Source organism: Parvularcula marina, assembly GCF_003399445.1.
GTDB classification, from domain to species: domain Bacteria; phylum Pseudomonadota; class Alphaproteobacteria; order Caulobacterales; family Parvularculaceae; genus Parvularcula; species Parvularcula marina.
The window spans coordinates 2,844,936-2,862,034 of the sequence record NZ_QUQO01000001.1 but is presented as its reverse complement, the minus strand read 5'-3'; the positions used below and the strand labels follow the sequence as shown (position 1 = coordinate 2,862,034).

Annotated in this window: 17 protein-coding genes; 2 read left to right on the top strand and 15 right to left on the bottom strand. The window is 57.3% G+C overall.

Features of this window, described 5'->3' with window-relative positions; all coding sequences use genetic code 11:
• Positions 1-1,151: 1,151 nt before the first annotated feature.
• From DX908_RS13715 to DX908_RS13670, 10 genes are all read right to left on the bottom strand, one after another.
• Positions 1,152-1,601 (bottom strand): methyltransferase family protein, encoded by a 450-nt coding sequence (locus DX908_RS13715; protein ID WP_116392863.1) that lies wholly within the window; start codon positions 1,599-1,601, stop codon positions 1,152-1,154.
• The gene (locus DX908_RS13710; RefSeq protein ID WP_116393115.1) at positions 1,598-4,726 is read right to left on the bottom strand and encodes an efflux RND transporter permease subunit; all 3,129 of its coding nucleotides are present in this window, start codon (positions 4,724-4,726) and stop codon (positions 1,598-1,600) included. The genes DX908_RS13715 and DX908_RS13710 overlap by 4 nt, the downstream gene beginning before the upstream one ends.
• A gap of 10 nt (positions 4,727-4,736) precedes the next feature.
• A complete protein-coding gene (locus DX908_RS13705) occupies positions 4,737-5,990 on the bottom strand; it encodes an efflux RND transporter periplasmic adaptor subunit (protein ID WP_158548788.1) in 1,254 nt (417 codons plus the stop codon).
• Complete coding sequence (locus DX908_RS13700; protein WP_116392861.1) at positions 5,980-7,281, bottom strand: TolC family protein; 1,302 nt, start codon at positions 7,279-7,281, stop codon at positions 5,980-5,982. The genes DX908_RS13705 and DX908_RS13700 overlap by 11 nt, the downstream gene beginning before the upstream one ends.
• 63 nt (positions 7,282-7,344) lie before the next feature.
• Positions 7,345-7,692 carry a DUF2946 family protein gene (locus tag DX908_RS13695; protein WP_116392860.1) on the bottom strand — a complete coding sequence of 116 codons (348 nt, stop codon included), beginning with the start codon at positions 7,690-7,692 and terminating at the stop codon, positions 7,345-7,347.
• 87 nt (positions 7,693-7,779) lie between these two features.
• On the bottom strand, positions 7,780-8,319 hold the full coding sequence (locus tag DX908_RS13690; RefSeq protein WP_116392859.1) for a DUF305 domain-containing protein: 540 nt from the start codon (positions 8,317-8,319) through the stop codon (positions 7,780-7,782).
• Between the two features lie 72 nt (positions 8,320-8,391).
• Positions 8,392-8,850 carry a DUF4396 domain-containing protein gene (locus DX908_RS13685; protein ID WP_116392858.1) on the bottom strand — a complete coding sequence of 153 codons (459 nt, stop codon included), beginning with the start codon at positions 8,848-8,850 and terminating at the stop codon, positions 8,392-8,394.
• Positions 8,851-8,863: 13 nt separating this feature from the next.
• Positions 8,864-9,802: a DUF2231 domain-containing protein gene (locus DX908_RS13680; protein ID WP_116392857.1), complete on the bottom strand. Its 939-nt coding sequence runs from the start codon at positions 9,800-9,802 to the stop codon at positions 8,864-8,866.
• 8 nt (positions 9,803-9,810) lie between these two features.
• Positions 9,811-10,623, bottom strand: a complete 813-nt coding sequence (locus DX908_RS13675) for a copper resistance protein B (RefSeq protein WP_199564719.1) — start codon at positions 10,621-10,623, stop codon at positions 9,811-9,813.
• Complete coding sequence (locus DX908_RS13670; protein ID WP_116392856.1) at positions 10,620-12,437, bottom strand: copper resistance system multicopper oxidase; 1,818 nt, start codon at positions 12,435-12,437, stop codon at positions 10,620-10,622. The genes DX908_RS13675 and DX908_RS13670 overlap by 4 nt, the downstream gene beginning before the upstream one ends.
• A 523-nt stretch (positions 12,438-12,960) precedes the next feature.
• Between DX908_RS13670 and DX908_RS13665 the strand changes: the two genes are divergently transcribed.
• Positions 12,961-13,230: a metal-sensitive transcriptional regulator gene (locus tag DX908_RS13665; protein WP_116392855.1), complete on the top strand. Its 270-nt coding sequence runs from the start codon at positions 12,961-12,963 to the stop codon at positions 13,228-13,230.
• Between the two features lie 75 nt (positions 13,231-13,305).
• Here DX908_RS13665 and DX908_RS13660 read toward each other — a convergent pair whose 3' ends face one another.
• The 3 genes from DX908_RS13660 to DX908_RS13650 all read right to left on the bottom strand — a co-directional run bounded on the left by DX908_RS13660 (position 13,306) and on the right by DX908_RS13650 (position 14,673).
• Positions 13,306-13,671 (bottom strand): DUF3768 domain-containing protein, encoded by a 366-nt coding sequence (locus DX908_RS13660; RefSeq protein ID WP_116392854.1) that lies wholly within the window; start codon positions 13,669-13,671, stop codon positions 13,306-13,308.
• A complete protein-coding gene (locus DX908_RS13655; protein WP_116392853.1) occupies positions 13,668-13,922 on the bottom strand; it encodes a hypothetical protein in 255 nt (84 codons plus the stop codon). The genes DX908_RS13660 and DX908_RS13655 overlap by 4 nt, the downstream gene beginning before the upstream one ends.
• 184 nt (positions 13,923-14,106) lie before the next feature.
• Positions 14,107-14,673, bottom strand: a complete 567-nt coding sequence (locus tag DX908_RS13650) for a recombinase family protein (RefSeq protein ID WP_116392852.1) — start codon at positions 14,671-14,673, stop codon at positions 14,107-14,109.
• A gap of 141 nt (positions 14,674-14,814) precedes the next feature.
• On the opposite strand from DX908_RS13650, the gene DX908_RS13645 reads away from it, so the two are divergent.
• Positions 14,815-15,165, top strand: coding sequence for a hypothetical protein (locus DX908_RS13645; protein WP_116392851.1), 351 nt, complete (start codon positions 14,815-14,817; stop codon positions 15,163-15,165).
• Here DX908_RS13645 and DX908_RS13640 read toward each other — a convergent pair.
• Positions 15,162-15,836 carry a hypothetical protein gene (locus DX908_RS13640; RefSeq protein WP_116392850.1) on the bottom strand — a complete coding sequence of 225 codons (675 nt, stop codon included), beginning with the start codon at positions 15,834-15,836 and terminating at the stop codon, positions 15,162-15,164. The genes DX908_RS13645 and DX908_RS13640 overlap by 4 nt on opposite strands.
• A gap of 251 nt (positions 15,837-16,087) precedes the next feature.
• Positions 16,088-17,068, bottom strand: a complete 981-nt coding sequence (locus tag DX908_RS13635; RefSeq protein WP_147303810.1) for a hypothetical protein — start codon at positions 17,066-17,068, stop codon at positions 16,088-16,090.
• Positions 17,069-17,099: the final 31 nt, after the last annotated feature.

The window sequence follows — 17,099 nt, the reverse complement described above, 5'->3', positions numbered from 1 at the left end:
TATCCCCTTGTTTATTATTAAAAAATGCGGATACTCTTCACACAAACTTACAATCTTAGCGATCAAGAAATCAAATTTGTTCGCGGAGTCGCGGGCATTTACTTTATCTATCTAACTGAAAGCGAAATCGCGTACCCCTTCGCGAATTCGAAGCTTATATACATTGGAATGAGCGAGTCAAAGCAGAACAGCCTTTTTAAGAGGCTCGGAGGTCATTTATCAGGTCAATCCGGTAACCTTGGAATTTGCAACTACGCGAAGACACAGAATGTGAAGTTTACGTACTACTCTGCGGAAGTACTTAGCAACTACGGGAACGAAAATCTGTTTGATGTTGAAAACTTCTTCTTGAGCGATTTTCTCAATCACTACGGTTGCTTCCCTATTTGCAATGGCCAATCTGGTCATAAGCCCTCTGAAACGTCCAGCCCCATTGCAGCTTCAGTTGATTGGTCGTTCTTCGGCTAGCCCAAATATGTACCGCCGCTGAAACTTTATTCAGAGTACAGCGTCGCCTTCATCCTGCGAAACGCATGCTTGACAGCATCGCGTCTCACTAGTTTTGCTTTGCCTTAGCTTACACCGCCATAGCGCGCGGTTACAAAACTCACGAGCACTTTTATCTATTTGTGCATCCAACCTGCGCAGGGTTGGTCTCCATGAAATGGTCATGGGGGTATCGGGGGCAGCAGGAACGCTCCCCTGATTGGCGGGTGTCGGGGGCCGCACCCTGACGAGCGGATTTCACAAGGGGCGCGATAGCCCCTTTGATCGATGGGCGCAGGGAGAGCGAAGTCTCCCTGCGAGTGGTCCAGCGGCGATAGGCTGGGCGTGATCAATCGGCGAAACGATTGGCTGGCGGATCAGGGCTCAAAGCCCGTCATTCGCCAAGGCCGGGGGGGATGCAACGGGGACGCGCAGCGGGTCCCCTTGCCAAGATAGCGTGGTACTACCACGCACATCTTGCGGTCCGTGAAACCCGACAGAGACTAAAGGGTACTACACCAATCGTAGAGGGCTCCGCCCTCACGGTCGGGATGCAGCACATAGGTTCGATCGGTATTCCGCTCCATCCAGTACGGATTGCATAACGCTCATGGCAGTCGCCGTGCTTGCGATGTCGGGCGTCGGCCCCTTGGCATCAAACCCCCTTAGATCCAGCGCCGGGTACGCCGCCTATAGGCTTCATACTCCTCGCCGAACTTGACCATCATAGCACGTTCTTCCGGTTTAATCTGAATGTTATTCATTATCAGGACGAACCCGGCGGCTGTGGGGGCAGCGAAGGGATTTCCAAGGAAGAGGAGCCAGCCAGATAAGATCAGCAGCATCCCCAGATACATGGGGTTACGCGTGAGCCGGAAGATGCCAGAGGTTACAAGTCTTTGAGCCTTATCCGGCGAGACCGGGTTGAGGGTGGTTTTGAACTTCACGAACTCAGCCACTCCTAAGCCAGATATCATAATACCAAGAACGGCGCAGCCAAGCGCCGCACTCAGCTGATAGCGCCATGAATAGTTATATTCTGACACCAGTTTCTGGATGCCCCACGCTGCGATGCCCCAGAATAGGAATTGCAAAACAGGAGGGATACGCATCATGTTGCTCCCTTGTGGACGAGCTGTGTGTGAGGGCTCGCTGAAGAAGCATCCGCCCTCTCCGCATCGGGCCGCGGCGCGACCCAGCGGTGGAAGGCTGGCAGGACCAGCAGTGTCAGCGCCGTTGAGCTGATCAGCCCGCCCATAACGACGGTCGCCAGTGGCCGCTGCACTTCCGCGCCGACCCCGCTGGCAAACAAGAGCGGCGCGAGCCCCAGCGCGGTCGTCAGCGCGGTCATCAATACCGGGCGTGCCCGCATCATTGCCGCATCGAGCGCAAGCTTATCCAGATCGCGGCCCGCACGGGCAAACTGATCCATATAACTGACCAGCACCATGCCATTGCCGAGCGCAATGCCGAACAGCGCGATGAACCCGACCGTGGCAGGGACCGAGACCGGCAAACCGGTCATCCATAGCGCCGTCGCCCCTCCCGTCAGGGCGAAGGGGATATTGATCAGGATCAAGAGCGCTGAACGAAGCCGCCCAAAGGCCAGCAGCAGGACAAAGAGGACAATCCCCAGTGTGAGGGGAATGACCGTGGCGAACCGTTTATTGGCCTGTTGCTGCAATTCAAACTGCCCGCCCCAGACGATGCGATAGCCAGGTGAGAGGGAAAGCCGGGACGCCACAGCACCTTGCGCTTCCTGTACGAATGAACCGATATCGCGTCCCCGCACATTGGCCTGAACGGTAATGAAACGCTCGCCATCTTCGCGGGTAATCTGCCGGGGGCCGACGACCCGTTCAATCTCGGCGACGGCTTCCAGCGGGATTTGCGCACCGGTTGAGCCTTTGAGAATGACCCGGCCAACATCCCTGTCCGTCCGGCGCTGAGCTTCCGGATAGCGCACAATGATCGGGAACTGGCGGACGCCTTCAAAGAGGACACCGGCCTCAGCGCCGCCGATCCCCGCCCGCAGGGCATCAAGCGCATCCTCGACCGACAGGCCGAACCGGCCAATGGCTTCGCGATCAATGCGCACCACGAGCTGCGGTGCGCCGGTGATCTGATCCGCCTGAATGTCTGCCGCGCCTTCGATTGTACCCAGCACGCGCTGTAGTTCACCGGATTTCTCGCGGAGCACATCCATGTCGGGGCCGAAGATCTTCACCGCCAGCTCCGCTCTGGTCCCGGTCAGAAGTTCATCGACCGACATCGCAATGGGCTGGCCCACATTGCCCCTGATACCGGGCTGTTCTTCGAGAAAAGCCGAAAGCGCATCACGCAGATCTTCCGGGTTCATCCCTTTTCGCCATTCACGCCGGGGCTTGAGGGCCACAAAACTCTCCGAGGAGTTGGTCGGATCGGCATGGGCGCCCACCTCGCCGCGCCCGATCCGCGAGACGATGGTGTCGATCTCCGGGAAGGCCTCCATCAGCCGGGCTTCGGTCCGGGTCACGGTGGCCCTCGCTTCGGTCAGCGAAATCGACGGCGCCATGGTGAGACGCAGGAGAATATCGCCTTCCTCAAGGGCGGGCGTGAATTCAGAGCCCAGCCGGGATGCCGAAAATCCGCCCAGCACCAGCAGGGTCACCGCCAGCCCGACCGCATAAGACCTTCTGGCAATGAAGGGCTGTGCCAACCGTCCGACCCATCGTCCAAAGATGGAAGGGCCCTCATCAGCCGCCGATTTCGGCCGCATAACCATCGCCGAAAGGGCCGGCGCAATGAACAGCGCGTAGATGAGAGACCCTGTCATCGCGAGGGCCGCCGATGCCGCGAGCGGCCGGAAGGTTTTCCCCTCCACCCCCTCAAGAGCAAACAAGGGCAGGAAGACGATAATGACGACGAGGACCGCCGCCGCCAAAGGAGCGATCACCTCGCCTGCCGCGACCGCAACCGCCTGCCGGATCGTCCGCCCGGCACTCTCCCTGAGCAGACGGTCAACATTCTCTGTAATGACGATAGCACCATCGACCATCATGCCGATGGCAATCGCCACACCGCCAAGTGACATCAGGTTCGCGGAAATCCCCAGCATCTGCATGGCGATAAAGGCAAAACCGACCGAAAACGGGATCGAGAGCACAACGACGAGGCTGGGCCGCCAGCCGCCAAGGAAGGTGAAGATCAGGACGGCGACCAGCAATGCGCCCTGCCAGAGTGCATTGGTCACCGTGGCCGATGCCTTGTTCACCAGCGTCGCCTGATCGTAATACGGCACCGCCTGCACGCCGTCCGGCAGGTTGGTGTTAATCTCGTCAAAACGCGTCCGTAAACGCTCAATGACGTCCGACGTGTTCGCGCCATAGAGCTTGAGCACGAGAGCCGCGACGACTTCCCCTTCCCCGTTTGAGGTCGCAAGCCCCTGCCGCACGGCACCGCCCACGGTCACATCGGCGACATCCCGAATGCGGACCGGGCGGCCGTCGATGGCGCTCACCACCGTCTCTTCCAGATCGCTGATCGATCGGGCGAGCCCGACCCCTCTGACGGTATATTGCTCCGCACCCAGCTCGAGGAACTGCGCCCCTTCGGTTCTGTTCCCCCGTTCAAGGGCGGAGATAACGTCAGCAATGCCTAGATCGTAGCGCAGCAATGCCGCTGGCTCGATCTGCACCTCATACTGTTTCTCATAGCCGCCGAGCGAGAGTACTTCGGTCAGTCCGGGGACGGTCTGGAGCTGGAACTTGACGATCCAGTCCTGAATTTCGCGCAGCTCGACAAGATCGCGCGTGCCCGTCTCATCGACCAGCTTGTAGTAAAGGACGATGCCGAGCCCGGTGGAGATCGGCCCCATCACGGGCTCACCGAACCCTTCAGGGATGGCCTCCCTCGCCTCGGCAAGGCGTTCGGCCACGACCTGCCGGGCAAAATAAACGTCCGTGCCGTCCTCGAAATAGATATTCACGACGCTGAGCCCGAAATTCGAGACAGAGCGGATATGATCGAGCTTCGGCAAGCCCGACATGGCCGTTTCGACCGGGAAGGTGACGTAGCGCTCGACTTCTTCGGGGGCGAGCCCCTCGGTTTCGGTGAAGACCTGCACGAGCGAGGGCGTCACATCCGGGAACGCATCGACGGGCAGGCTGCGGAACGCAAATAATCCGCCTACGGTTACTGCCAACGCAGCAGCGATGGCGATCAATTTGGCGCCGGTGATGGAATGCATCAGTTTTATCATCATTCCCCCCTTAATGGTTGTGACCGTCGCCAAAGGCGGCTTTTTCAAGTTCAGCTTTGAGGGTGAACGCCCCCTCAGCAACATAGGGCTGACCCGCCTCAAGACCGCTGACGATCTCGATCTGTCCATTCAGGCGTTCGCCCGTCCTGACTGGCTGAAGTGCAAATCCATGATCGCTCGGCACAAAGACGGCCATCTGTCCTTCGACGCTCTGGACAGCATCTTCGGGGATCAGGACCGCCTCGCGGTCAGTCCCACGCTCCACCAGAGCTGTGAGGAATTGCCCCGGGCGGAGCATTCCATCCGTGTTTGCAAGAACAACACGAGCGGTTGCCGTACGCGACGTTTCATCGATCAAAGGAGAGATAAAACTGACCCTTCCCTGTGCCAGTTGCTCGCGATTGTCGTTCTGAAAGGTGACGAGCGCGCCTTCGGAAAGAATGGCAAGATCGGATTTGTAGACCGCCAGATCGGCCCAGACGACGCTGGTATCGGCAACGACGAAAAGCGGCTGCTCAGTACCCACATCGACGGACTGACCGAGAGTGAGGTCGCGCCTGACCACCTGACCGGCCAGCGGTGAGGTTAGTCTGAAGAGAGACAATTCCCCATCCTCAGCACGATCGAGCCTGTCGATCACATCATGATCAAGGCCGATAGCATGGAGCTTGGTCTCCGCTGCCTCACGCGCCGCCTGAGACCTTGAGAAGGCCGCACGGGCGGCGAGTAGATCGGCTTCGGATGTGATTTTGTCGGCAAACAGATTTTCTTCACGCTTGAGCTCTGCCCGCGCAAGGGCTTCGGCGGATTTGGCCGAGATAAACTCGGCCTTGAGATCAGCCAGTTCGCGGCTTGAAATCACGGCAAGCTCCTCGCCTTCCGTGACGTGAGCGCCTTCGGATTTCGTCACAGATTTCACGATCCCGGCGATGGGCGCCGCAATATTGGCCACCCGATCGGCATCATGGCGAATTTCCGCAGGCAGTTGCAGGACACCTTCGGAGGACGACAGGGAAGCGGTGCGAACCCTTACCCCCAACGCGTCTGCTGCACTGGCTTCCAGCTCGACACCCTCTTCGCCATGATCCTCACCATGCTGATCGTCGTGCGTATCATCCGATTTTTCATCTTCATGCGCATGATCCTCGGTCGCATTCACGACTTTTGGCATTTCAGAAGCAGTGCTTTCTGTTTCGCCGCAACCGCTCAGGAGCATCAGGCAGATGCATCCAAGAAGAATCATCTGACAAATTTTATTGGACATGATCGCCTCCTTCATTGAACGGCGCTGTTCCGAGGAGGCTGCCAAGACGGAACTGTTCGGCAAGAAGCGCTCCTTGCGCCTCGATGGCGGCAGCCTTTGTCCCGATCAGAGCGCGGCGCGCATCAAGCGCATCGGTCAGGCTGAACCGGCCTGCCTGATAACCACGCGCCGAAGCGGTGTAGGCGGACTGTGCCGCCGGAAGTGCTTCGCTCTGGAGTAGCTCTGCACGCGCTTTCAGCATTTCCACGCGCTGAAGCGAGGCGGCCTGCTCACCCGCAAGACGGCGCAATTCGGCGTTCCGGCTGACCTCTGCGGCATCTGCCCGGTGGCCCGAAGCGGCAACGGCATCGCGATTCCGGTCAAATATCGGAAGCGGCATACCAATCCCCGCGACAAGAGCGTCCTCACCGGTTTCTTCAAACCGCCGTATACCGAACGTCACACTGACATCGGGATAGAGCGCGGCGCGGTCAGCACGTTGCTGTGCCCGGTACATCTCGCTGGCGGCTTCCGCCCTCAGAATTCGTGGATGGGTCCGGGCACGCATTGATCCATCAACAGTGAGCGGCCCCACCTCGCTGAGCACCGGCAATACGAAGCGCGGCTCATCGCTCCCCCACATTGCAGCCAGTGCATATTGCAGGCTGGCGAGTTCAGCCTTCAGCGCGCCATGTTCGGCCTTCAAGGCCGCATGATCAGCCGAAGCCCGTGAAAGCTCCGGCGGCGCAGCGGCACCCGCTTCCACTCGCCGGCGCACGGCCTCACTCAGTTCCTCGGAAAGCGCCGCCGCTTCCCCCGCAAGCTCGGTAAGCGCAGCTGTAACAGCGAGTTCCTCAAAGAGCAGCGCCGTCTGCAACTCCGCCTCCCGCAGGATCACCGCGCAATCGGCACTGGCGAGGGCTGCGCGCGCCGCAGCGGCACGGCGGCGTTTGGAGCGCTGTCCGCCAAGTTCAAACTCCTGCTCGATCGCGAAAGTCGTTTCACTCTGATTAAAGCCGCTGAACGGCCCGGTGCCCTCGAAGTTTTCGGCTTCAAAAATGAGCGAAGGGTTCTTCCAGCGCCCTGCCTGGCGCGCCTCGGCTTGAGACGCCCGCGCCTCAAGCGCCGCTTCTCTCGCCTCCGGAGAGAGAGACCGCACGGCGCCAAGCGCGGCATCTAACGTGAGGGGTTGATTCGAAGGGATCGGCGGGACGTAAAGTCCGGCTGGTTGCCCGCAGGCACCAGCGCGCGCTGCGCTGGCCCCTGACAGGGACGCAAGGACGCAAAGCGCCCCGCATATGACGAATTTCATGCAAAATTTTCCTTGTACTGACAGTTATCCCGGCGCTGAGAAGCGCCACCAAAAAAGGGAATGTCAGCTACGAGGAGGCCGGAAGGGGCCATCTGGCTGCAAGAGGCCCGGCCCGATATCTGTCAGAGGCAAAAGCGATGCGAAGACGTCCGCAGAGGGCGTCACATCACCAAAAAGCGAATGGTAAATATGCAGATGGCAGCCGCCGCAATGATGTGCGTGATGCGTCTTCTTGTGCGAATTGTCGGGGTCACTATCCTCAGAAACGGATTGATGGTCCGCTACGCTTTCGCAGGGGGCATCCTGTTTCTGATCTGAATGAAGTGCCTCAGCCGCAGGTGCGCACATGATCGAGACAGCAATCACGATCATGCCCAGAAAACGTACAAGATGAACAGTCGAGCGGCTCATAAAAGCATATATAACATAGCCGAAATGCTATTTCATTAATTTCTTTCAAGTGCCGCCAAAATGTCACGGGACGGATATTGTGTTAGTTCATAACGGTACGGATGGCTCGGGCAGATTCAGGCGGCCCTCGAACTTGGGAACCGGGCGGCGTTCTGCTTCACCATCTGTATCGGCGATGCCGTTTCGCGCAATATCCTCAATCAACCATTCCATCTCTTTGATTTCTCGGCGTTGGGCACGGATGATTTCATCAGCAAGCTGGCGCACACGCGCATCTTCAATATTTGCGCGTTCACTAGTCATGATGGCGATGGAATGGTGCGGGATCATCGCGCTCATATAAGAGCGATCACCGACGGTGACCTGACTGCGGACAAGAAAAAGAGCGACACCGAATACAAGAACCGATCCGGCATAAATGCTGAGATTGAGCTTTTTATCCTTATACATGCCCAGCATGAAGCTCAGCATTACCGCAGCCATGGCCGCGCCCATCACGAAGGCCATGTAAAAGCGCGTTTCACTCCAAAAGACGTGCTCCCACGCATAGGTATTGAAATACATCAACCCCAGCATGACGGCGGTTGATGTAGCGATCATCAGTATAAATCTCAGATAATTATTCATCTCTCGCGCTTGTCATTATTCGTTGGCGTATTTGGCAAACGTCTGCGCGAGAGATGAGTTCCCTTCTTCGGGTTAATGGCACTTTTTGAGATTGCGCCGAAGCAGCCACCAATTGACCGGCCAGGCAGCAAGGAAGCCCGCAGGAACCGCCACGATCAATCCGTACCAGAATTGTGGTGCGAGAACTGATCCGGCGGTCATGCCCCCCATGTGATAATCAGCGAAGTTCATGGCAATTTCCATGACACCGATGGAGAGAGCCTCACCGATCCAGATGATTTTGAAGGCTTGCCAGAATGTTTTGTTTTCACGTCGCATGACCGGTAGCAAGCCGAGCGTGAAACCGGAAATGTAAGCAAGCCCCGTGGCAAGAGCGATAGTCGACCAGACGCCAAGCCCGAGTGTCACCCCGATCATCAACCCCGCGACCTCTCCGATCACGCAGCCGGTCAGGCAGTGGAGCGTGGCCTGCGCGGAGGTCACGAGCGAGCTATGAGAGCCGCCATGGTGATGCTGATGTGTTTCTGTCATTTTCCGGCCCTCCTTAATGGTCGTGATCGTCAGTGAGTGGAGCAGATGACCAGTGAATGTGGGCAATTCGCCAACCCTGCTCTGATGGCGTGAGCACCATGGTTTCCATCATCCGTGCATGAATGGTTTTCCCGTCGACGGTGCCGTGAAGCCGGGATTCGGAAATCACCGTCGCCATCCCTGCCGCCTCGAGCACGGACCTGTTCTTCAAAGTGATATCGACGGCGCCCATGAATTCCATATCTGCGGGCATGTGATGCCCGGCATATTCGGCAAAGGAACGTTCGACACCGCCGCTCTCGGCAATGAGAATGTCAGGATGGACGAGCGCTTCGAGTGCGGCTGCGTCACCGGCTTTAAGCGCGGCGGCAAAGGCTTCTACGACAGCAGCGGGAGAACCGGCCTCGGGCGACAGGATCTCTGCAGAGGATGTGCTCTTTGCCTCCTCATCGCCATGGTCATGTCCTTCGTCGCCGTGATCATGGTCGTGCCCTTCGCCGCTGATCGCGGGCAAACGCTCAACACCGATGCCATGCTTGTAGACAACCGAGCCGCCCCACCATCCGGTCACGGAGATAAGGCCTGCAGCCAGCACCATGGCAAAGACATAAGGCAGACCGAGCGGAGACTTCCGACCGACCCAGCGCCAGAGTGCAAGTGAGAGTACCGCGCTGGCGGTCCCAAGAGCCCAGTTCCGGTGCGTCGTCATGGCTTCGTGTGACGGACCGTCATGATCGACCGTGTAATAAGCCTGAAAGCCAGCAGCGATGGTCAGCGCGATAAACAGAACAGCGAATGCCAGCATCCAGTTTGCGGCGGTCAATAAACCGCTTCCGCCCGTCCTCACCCCCCGCAAGAACACGAGGACATAGGCCAAAGCCGATGTGAAGGTCAGTCCGTAGGCAAAGTGAACAAGGACGGGATGGATATTTGGATGAATGAGGTTTTCCATGTTGTCTCCTAGAACCAGCCGCGCACGCCAATCACGAAGGCCGTGCCTTCGCTCTCGCCGCCTGACGCTTCAATAAAATCGGCGGTATCGCCGAAGGATTTCTGCCATTCGATGCCGATATATGGCGCGAATTCCCGCTTCACCTCATATCGCAGGCGTAACCCCGCATCGAGGTCCGTCAGTCCACTGCCTATTTCTCTCTCGGGGATATCCTGCGCCGAGAAATTGGCTTCGATACGAGGCTGAAGAATGAGCCGCTGGGTGAACAGAAGTTCGTATTCGACTTCCGTGCGGGCTGTCAGGTCACCGTTCTCGCTTAGGAAGGCCGCACTATCGACCTCGAAGAGATAAGGCGCGAGCCCCTGCACACCGAGAACGGCATGGCTGAGGCCATCCGGCTCGACATCGTAGCGGACACCGGCCTGCACGTCCCAGTAGGGAGAGACAGCACGAGACCATAGCGCCTGAATCTCTGCATCTTCGATTTCGTCATCCTCGAAGGAATATTCCCCTTCGGTCTTGATGAAGAGCTTGTTGATGTCACCGCCAAAATAGCCTTGCGCATCCCAGACGAGGACTTCCTCCTCTTCATGGATCTGTGTTTCCAGCCGGTCGGCCATGACGAACCAGTACGGGCTGTTACCATGATGATGGAGTACCGCAGCGCGCGCCTCGGCCATCTCGTCGGGATCGTAATATTCATCCGCCTGCGACCAGAGTGGTTTCTTGTCGCCACTTGCTTCGCTCTCATGGCTATGTTGTGCGAGGCCGGGAGAGGCAATGACTGTGCCTGCCATTAAAATGGTGAGGAACTTTTTCATTCGTGCATCCCCCCATGATCGTGGTGATCCATCGACGCTTTCGTGGACGTTTTATGTCCCGGGGGATGCTTCATCCCGGGGGGATGATTCACTTCACGCGGCAGGACGGAGACGACCTGCATCATCCCGGCAAACATATGGTAGAGCAGATGGCAGTGAAACGCCCAATCGCCGATATGTTCCGCACTGATATCAACGGAGAGCTTCTCGCCCGGCTTCACAATGACAGTATGCTTGCGCGGCATATGATGCCCGCCGCCATTGACGAGATCAAAGAACATACCGTGCAGATGAATGGGATGGTTCATCATGGTGTTGTTGATCATGGTCATGCGGACGCGCTCGCCCTCATGAAAGATGATCGGTGAGGTGATCTGTGAGAACTGCACCCCGTCAAAGGACCACATATAGCGTTCCATATTGCTGGTGAGGTGCACCTCGATTTCACGTTCAGGCGCGCGCGTGTCGGGATTGGGCTCTAGGCTGCGAAGATCCGTATAGCGCAGGACGCGGTGCGGCACGTCTTCAAGGCCGGTGCCCGGCTCCCCAAGGCGGGAGCTTGGCATCATGACGACATTTGCCACGCCCGGCCCCCGTTTGATCTTGCTGCCATGATCCTCATGCATCTCATGACCGGACGGATGATCCATTTTCATGTCCATGCCGTCCATCTTCCCCATGCCGTCCATCGCGCCATGATCCATCGCCATATCTTTCATGTTCAGGGTCGGCACAGGCCGCATCGCGGGCACGTCCGCTCGCATCCCCGGACGTGGCCCGAATGTGGCGACGGCCTGCCCGGAGCGGTCGATCGATTCCGCCACAAACCCGTAGGCTTGCGCCTCTTTCGGTTCGATAATCACGTCATAGGTCTCAGCCACCCCCATCTGGAATTCATCGACCTCCAGCGGCTGCACATGCAGGCCGTCGGCCTGAACGATGGTCATGGGCAGGCCCGGCATACGCACATTGAAGATGGTCATGGCCGAGGCATTGATGATCCGCAGCCGGACACGCTCACCGGGATTGAACACCCCGTTCCAATTATCTGCCGTTGCATGACCATTGATCAGGAAGTGATAGGTCGCCCCTGTCACGTCGGAGATGTCGCGCGGTGACATACGCATGCCGCCCCACATGGCCCGTTCCCTGAATGCCTCACCAACCCCCTCGTCGGCAGCATCAGCGAGGAAATCCGGCACGGTGCGATGATTGAAATTGTAGCTCTCGCTCATCGTCTTCAATTTCTTGAAGATGCGGTATGGATTTTCGAAACTCCAATCGGACAGCACAAGGACATATTCGCGGTCATAAGAGACCGGATCGGTCCCTTTGGGCTCGATCAGCAGCGGTCCGTAATGGCCAAGCTGTTCCTGCAGGCCCGAATGCGAATGATACCAATAGGTGCCATTCTGCGGCACAGCAAAACGGTACTGAAACGTCTCCCCGGGCCGGATGCCGGGAAAGGTGACCCCCGGAACCCCGTCCATCTCGAACGGCACAAGCAGGCCGTGCCAATGGATCGAAGTGTCCTCATCCAGATTGTTGGTGACATTGAGAGTGATTTCCTCACCTTCGCGGAACCGGATCAGGGGTGCCGGCAGATGACCATTGACGCCCGTCGCCATTCCCTTCCGTCCGTCAATCATCACAGGGAACCGATCCACAGTGAGATCGAAATTAGTGCCTGTCAGGGCCTCAAGCCCCATATTGCCCGCCGATGATGGCCGGGCCCAGGCTGGCAACAGGCTAGCCAGCCCCAGCAAAGCGCCGGTTTGCAGCGCTGTGCCTAAAAATTCTCGTCGTGATACCATTTTGTCCTCTCTATTGAATTGAATCCGAATTTCCGGCGCATCTGCGCGCTGTCCCAGCCGCGGACGGCTGAGTGTGGATTCAATTCAGGAGACGGACTTTTAGAGAGACAGGACTTCGCCTTGGTGGGTCGATTCCGCGCGGCCTGACATGAGATGCCCGCGCGAGAGGCGGGAAAACCAAGGCCATTTCCGGCGGGACTGAAATGTCGATGAAAGCCGAGGCGCTCGGAGCAATGGCGGGACTCGCCGGGACAAGAGAACTGGCAAGTTCAACTGACGCACAATGCGGGCATTGCTCATCGCAGGGTGGTTTTTCCTGATGATGGGCGCCGTGATTACTCTCATGCGTCTCGGCTGCCTGATGTGCGGCATGACCGTGCCCTGACACGGCGCAAGCACATGTTTGGCTCGCCCCGAACATGAGGGCGAGTGCAACGAATAGCGCTGTCTTGAGGCTTGCCATCATGGGCCGCTTGACCAACCTTTCGATCCCGATCATATACCCCCATAGGGTATCGGTCAAATGTCAAAATCAGAAGCCACGATCAAACGTCTCAAGCGCATCGAAGGTCAGGTGCGCGGCATTACGAAGATGCTGGAGGAAGACCGCTATTGCATCGATGTGCTCCATCAGATGCAGGCGGTCAAAGCTGCCCTCGCCCGTGCCGAAAGCGAAGTGCTCAAAGATCATGCCGCCCATTGCGTTGAGGATGCCATCCGCTCCGCCGATGCCGACGCCCAGCGGGAAAAAGTCTCGGAGCTGATCGATCTTTTCGACAAGCTGAAACGATGACAAGGCCCTGAATGCCCCCGTTTGTCGAAGAAAAATCAAAACGGCACTGCGGATGCAGCGCCGCTTTTTTGCGGTTCAGTACTCTTCTGCGAGCATGATGGTGAGAACTCGGAAGCTCTGGTTAGGATCACTGGGATCTTCGGAGCCATATTCGCAGGCTTCATCGGCGTAGTAGTCGATCTTCCAGAAGATTTTCTCGCCGGTACCGAGCGTCACGCTGCCGAAGTCATGCTCTCCATAGGGATCATTATCTTCGGTAAAGCTGTCGAAGCTGCGAACCTTCATCCAGACGTCAATGATATGCTCTGGCTCAAGCTCCATGACGCCGCGCGTCATCAGGATCGTACCCAGCTTTGGCTCGTTTGCGCCGAGGAACACTGGACGTCCGACCCGGGCGCGAAGCTGATCATTCAGCTTCGCTACGGTCGCAGGCCGGCTCATACGTCCAGCTCGCCGTTCTGGGCCGCAGGCTTGGGCGGCAGGAGAAGCAGGACGCCATCGGTCATGTTCGCCGGGATGATGCGGAACTTGGCGACAAGGCCCTTGTCGGCTTCATGGCGCTGAAACGCAGCGCCGATTTCGATAGGATAGCCGAGCTTTCTCTGCCCGTTGCGGTCGGTCCCGTCATAGGGCGCAAAGCCGAGACGATAGACAGGCTGGCTGGGTTGTTGAATGTGTTGATCGGTGGTCATTGTCGTGATCCTTTCTCTTTGGCCTGATGAATTCCAGGTCCATGAAACCAGATCAGCCGGGCGCTTTTTTGAGGGCTCACGGGCCACACGTTTAAGCGGGCCGCCCATTGAGCGCTCACAAAAAAGTCCGGCAGGATTTCATGGATGAGAACTGGATTGTCAGGCACCACAGAGAGCTGCGATCTCAATGAACCCCATCGCAGGTATTCCCCCCCGCCAAATGCCGATAGAGTGTCGAGCGCGCCGCATCGATCTCATAGGCCGCATCTTCAACGCGCAAGCCGCTATCGATCAGCAATCGGGCCCATTCGAGGCTGTCCTCATCTATGACAGGCGGCCTGCCAATCTTTGCCCCACGCGCACGTGCGGCCTCCATGCCTTCCTTCGTCCGGCGGCTGAGGATACGCCATTCGTAACGCGCGTATGAGGCTGTCTGCGTATAGAGCAGCTCCCCTTCAGGTGAGCCTGTGTTGATATTCAGGGACAGAACCTCGAGCGCTACCTCGCGCTGTGTCAGGCGTTGCATGACGGTGAGCGCTTCGAGCGTTGAACGGAACGCGCGGTCCAGATCATGAATCACCAACGTATCGCCCGCTCGCAACCGCCGTTGCACGGAGATGAAGACAGGGCGCTTCTTCCTGTTTGCGGAAACCTGTTCGACGAAGAGCCTGTCGCATTTGGCAGTCAGGGCATCGATCTGCCGTGCAGGGGTCTGCTCGCGCGAGGATGTTCTGATATAGCCGAGCCGCATGGTCTCCTCCTGGAATCCGCGCCCCTCCTGCGTTTCAATCTTACAAGGGTTCCCTTTCAAGACGGGCGTTGCCTCACATTTGAGGCAAGGTTTTCCATGGCTTTTTCAGGTTACTCCATGTGTTCCTGATAAGGAACGATTTTGAGACTCCTATCCACAATCGCGATTTTTTCGCTCCTAATCGGGCCTGCACAGGCGCAAGAGCCTGTTCGTCACCCTGTCATCGGCGACAAGCCCGCGCGGGAATTGCTCAATTCCGACTTGCTGGCGCTGCCGGATCGCGAGCGCCAGGCATGGGTTCACGGCGCTGTGACAATGATGGCGCAGACGGTCGCCAAAGATCAGCCGGAGCTATCAGGATGCTTGTCAGATTGGTTCACTGGCGATCACAACGGGCAACAGCGCGTCAAAGAGGTGATGGAATTGCACCCTTCCACACAGGCAACGGCAACAGTCTATGCGGTCGCCCGGTTTGGGTGCGACGGTCTCTAAGGTGCCAAGGAAATATCGTTCATTTGGATGTTTGAAGAAGGCGCCGTCCTCGTCTCGGACCTGACGTCGGCAGCTTCCTTCGCGGGATTTTCGATGATCTCGACAGCTTCTTTCATTTCCGCCTCGATCCGCTTGAGGTCATCAGTTGTCGCTTCACCGCTGCGTAGCTTGTCCTCTGCCGGGGCAATCACATCGCTTTCGATCCGGGCGAGCTGGGCGCGGCGCTGGATCGCGGCCTCATACTCCGCCCAGGTCGTCGGGTTATCCGGCACGTCCGCAAGCTCATCGCGCGTGAGGATATCGCCTTCCACCGTGCGGAACCGGCCATCCGCCAGCAGATAAACGGCTGTACCGTCTTCCAGCTTGGCCGCGCCACCGCGCAGGCGTTCGATAAAGTCCGCATTCTCCTCGATAGCGTCATACACGCTGTCGCGTAGATCACTGAGGCTGCGGAGATAGGCATCAATCTGTGCCTGCGTCGCGAGCTGAACCTGCAGGGCCATCATCTGATCGGCCCGCGCCTTGCGCTCTTTCTCGCGGATCGCTTCAGGTGCGTTCTCACCTGTCTTGAACCGCGACGCCCTCGGACCATTCCCGCCGGTCGCTTCCTCAACGGCCTTGTCTCTCAAATCGATCTGGTTTTGGTTTTTAGGTGGGGTGCGCTCAGTCATGCGAAAACCACTGCACGACAACAGAATCCATGAATTTAGTACAAATCCCCCACATAGGAATATTATACGTCTACTGATATTAATATTCCATTAATCACACCTCTGAGAAGCCTAGGAATCGGAAACAAATAGTTCAATTTCATGCATGCACGGAAAACTCAGCAAACATGCCAGAGCCGTGACTCAAGATTCTCGCACTCTCTAAATATTGGGTGATCCTTGAGGTGCAATCTTTCCGTTCCCAGTGATCATCAGTATGATTTAGAATCCTGCAGTACGCTTCTGCCGTCACTTTCGACTACGTTTCGAAAATCTTCGAAATCAATACTGAGACGAGGATCCTTGAGAAAATCCATGTCAGATTCCTTTAAATAGAACAGAGATGCATTTAGTAGCTGTTCTGGGATATACTCGTTCCTGACATAAAGACACTTAGAGGCAATCACGCTTCGATTTGAATGCTGACGATTCACGATCCCACGGAAGGCACGATTATGCGCCCAAGGAATATCTCGACAATAGATGATGATTGGACGAGTCAATTGATGATGAGTCTCAATTCCAAATATTAAGAACATATCATTGAACGGAACTACAACGCCCGTCTCACTCAACGCCTCAGTGACGCCGCGTGGGCGCGCAGCTTCGAAGCCTGCCTCAAATCGAGGAGCAACTTGATGAGCAGTCGGACGTAAGATATTCAATGTGCCCATAATGATCCGAAACTTATCACCGCTCGCTGGCTCAAGCGGGTCTGCTGCATAGCGGAAGAATCGATACTTACCTGCATACCGAGCACAAAAATCCGAGATGTGTTTTTCGGTTAAGTTAGCCGCACGCATCAGCTGTGTGTCGAGCAGACCAGCGTCTCCGAATCTGCCCGAAGTATCCTCGTCATCATCGTCGTGCTGCTTGAGAGCGAAGAGATAATGCAGTGTGGGTTGAAGCCACGCATCACATTGCGACGCGAGAGGGGTGTAGTATTCCTTCAGCGCCTGGAAAACATCGAGGTGGTGAGCAACGGCCCCGCCGGAGAACACACGCGACAGCTCGCGAGTTGTTTTCATGTTTGAGAGACGCCGCAACTCATCTCGCGTCAACCCGAACCGATGACTCGCGTAATCCGCGAGTGCTCGTAGCGCCCTCAGCTGCTCTGGTCGCAGCGCACCGCCTCGAGCTGTTGCCGCTAAGCTTGCCGCGATTTTGTCTCGTTCGGACAATTTTTTGTCCATATCGGACACTCCATGCTCCCTGCTGGACAAC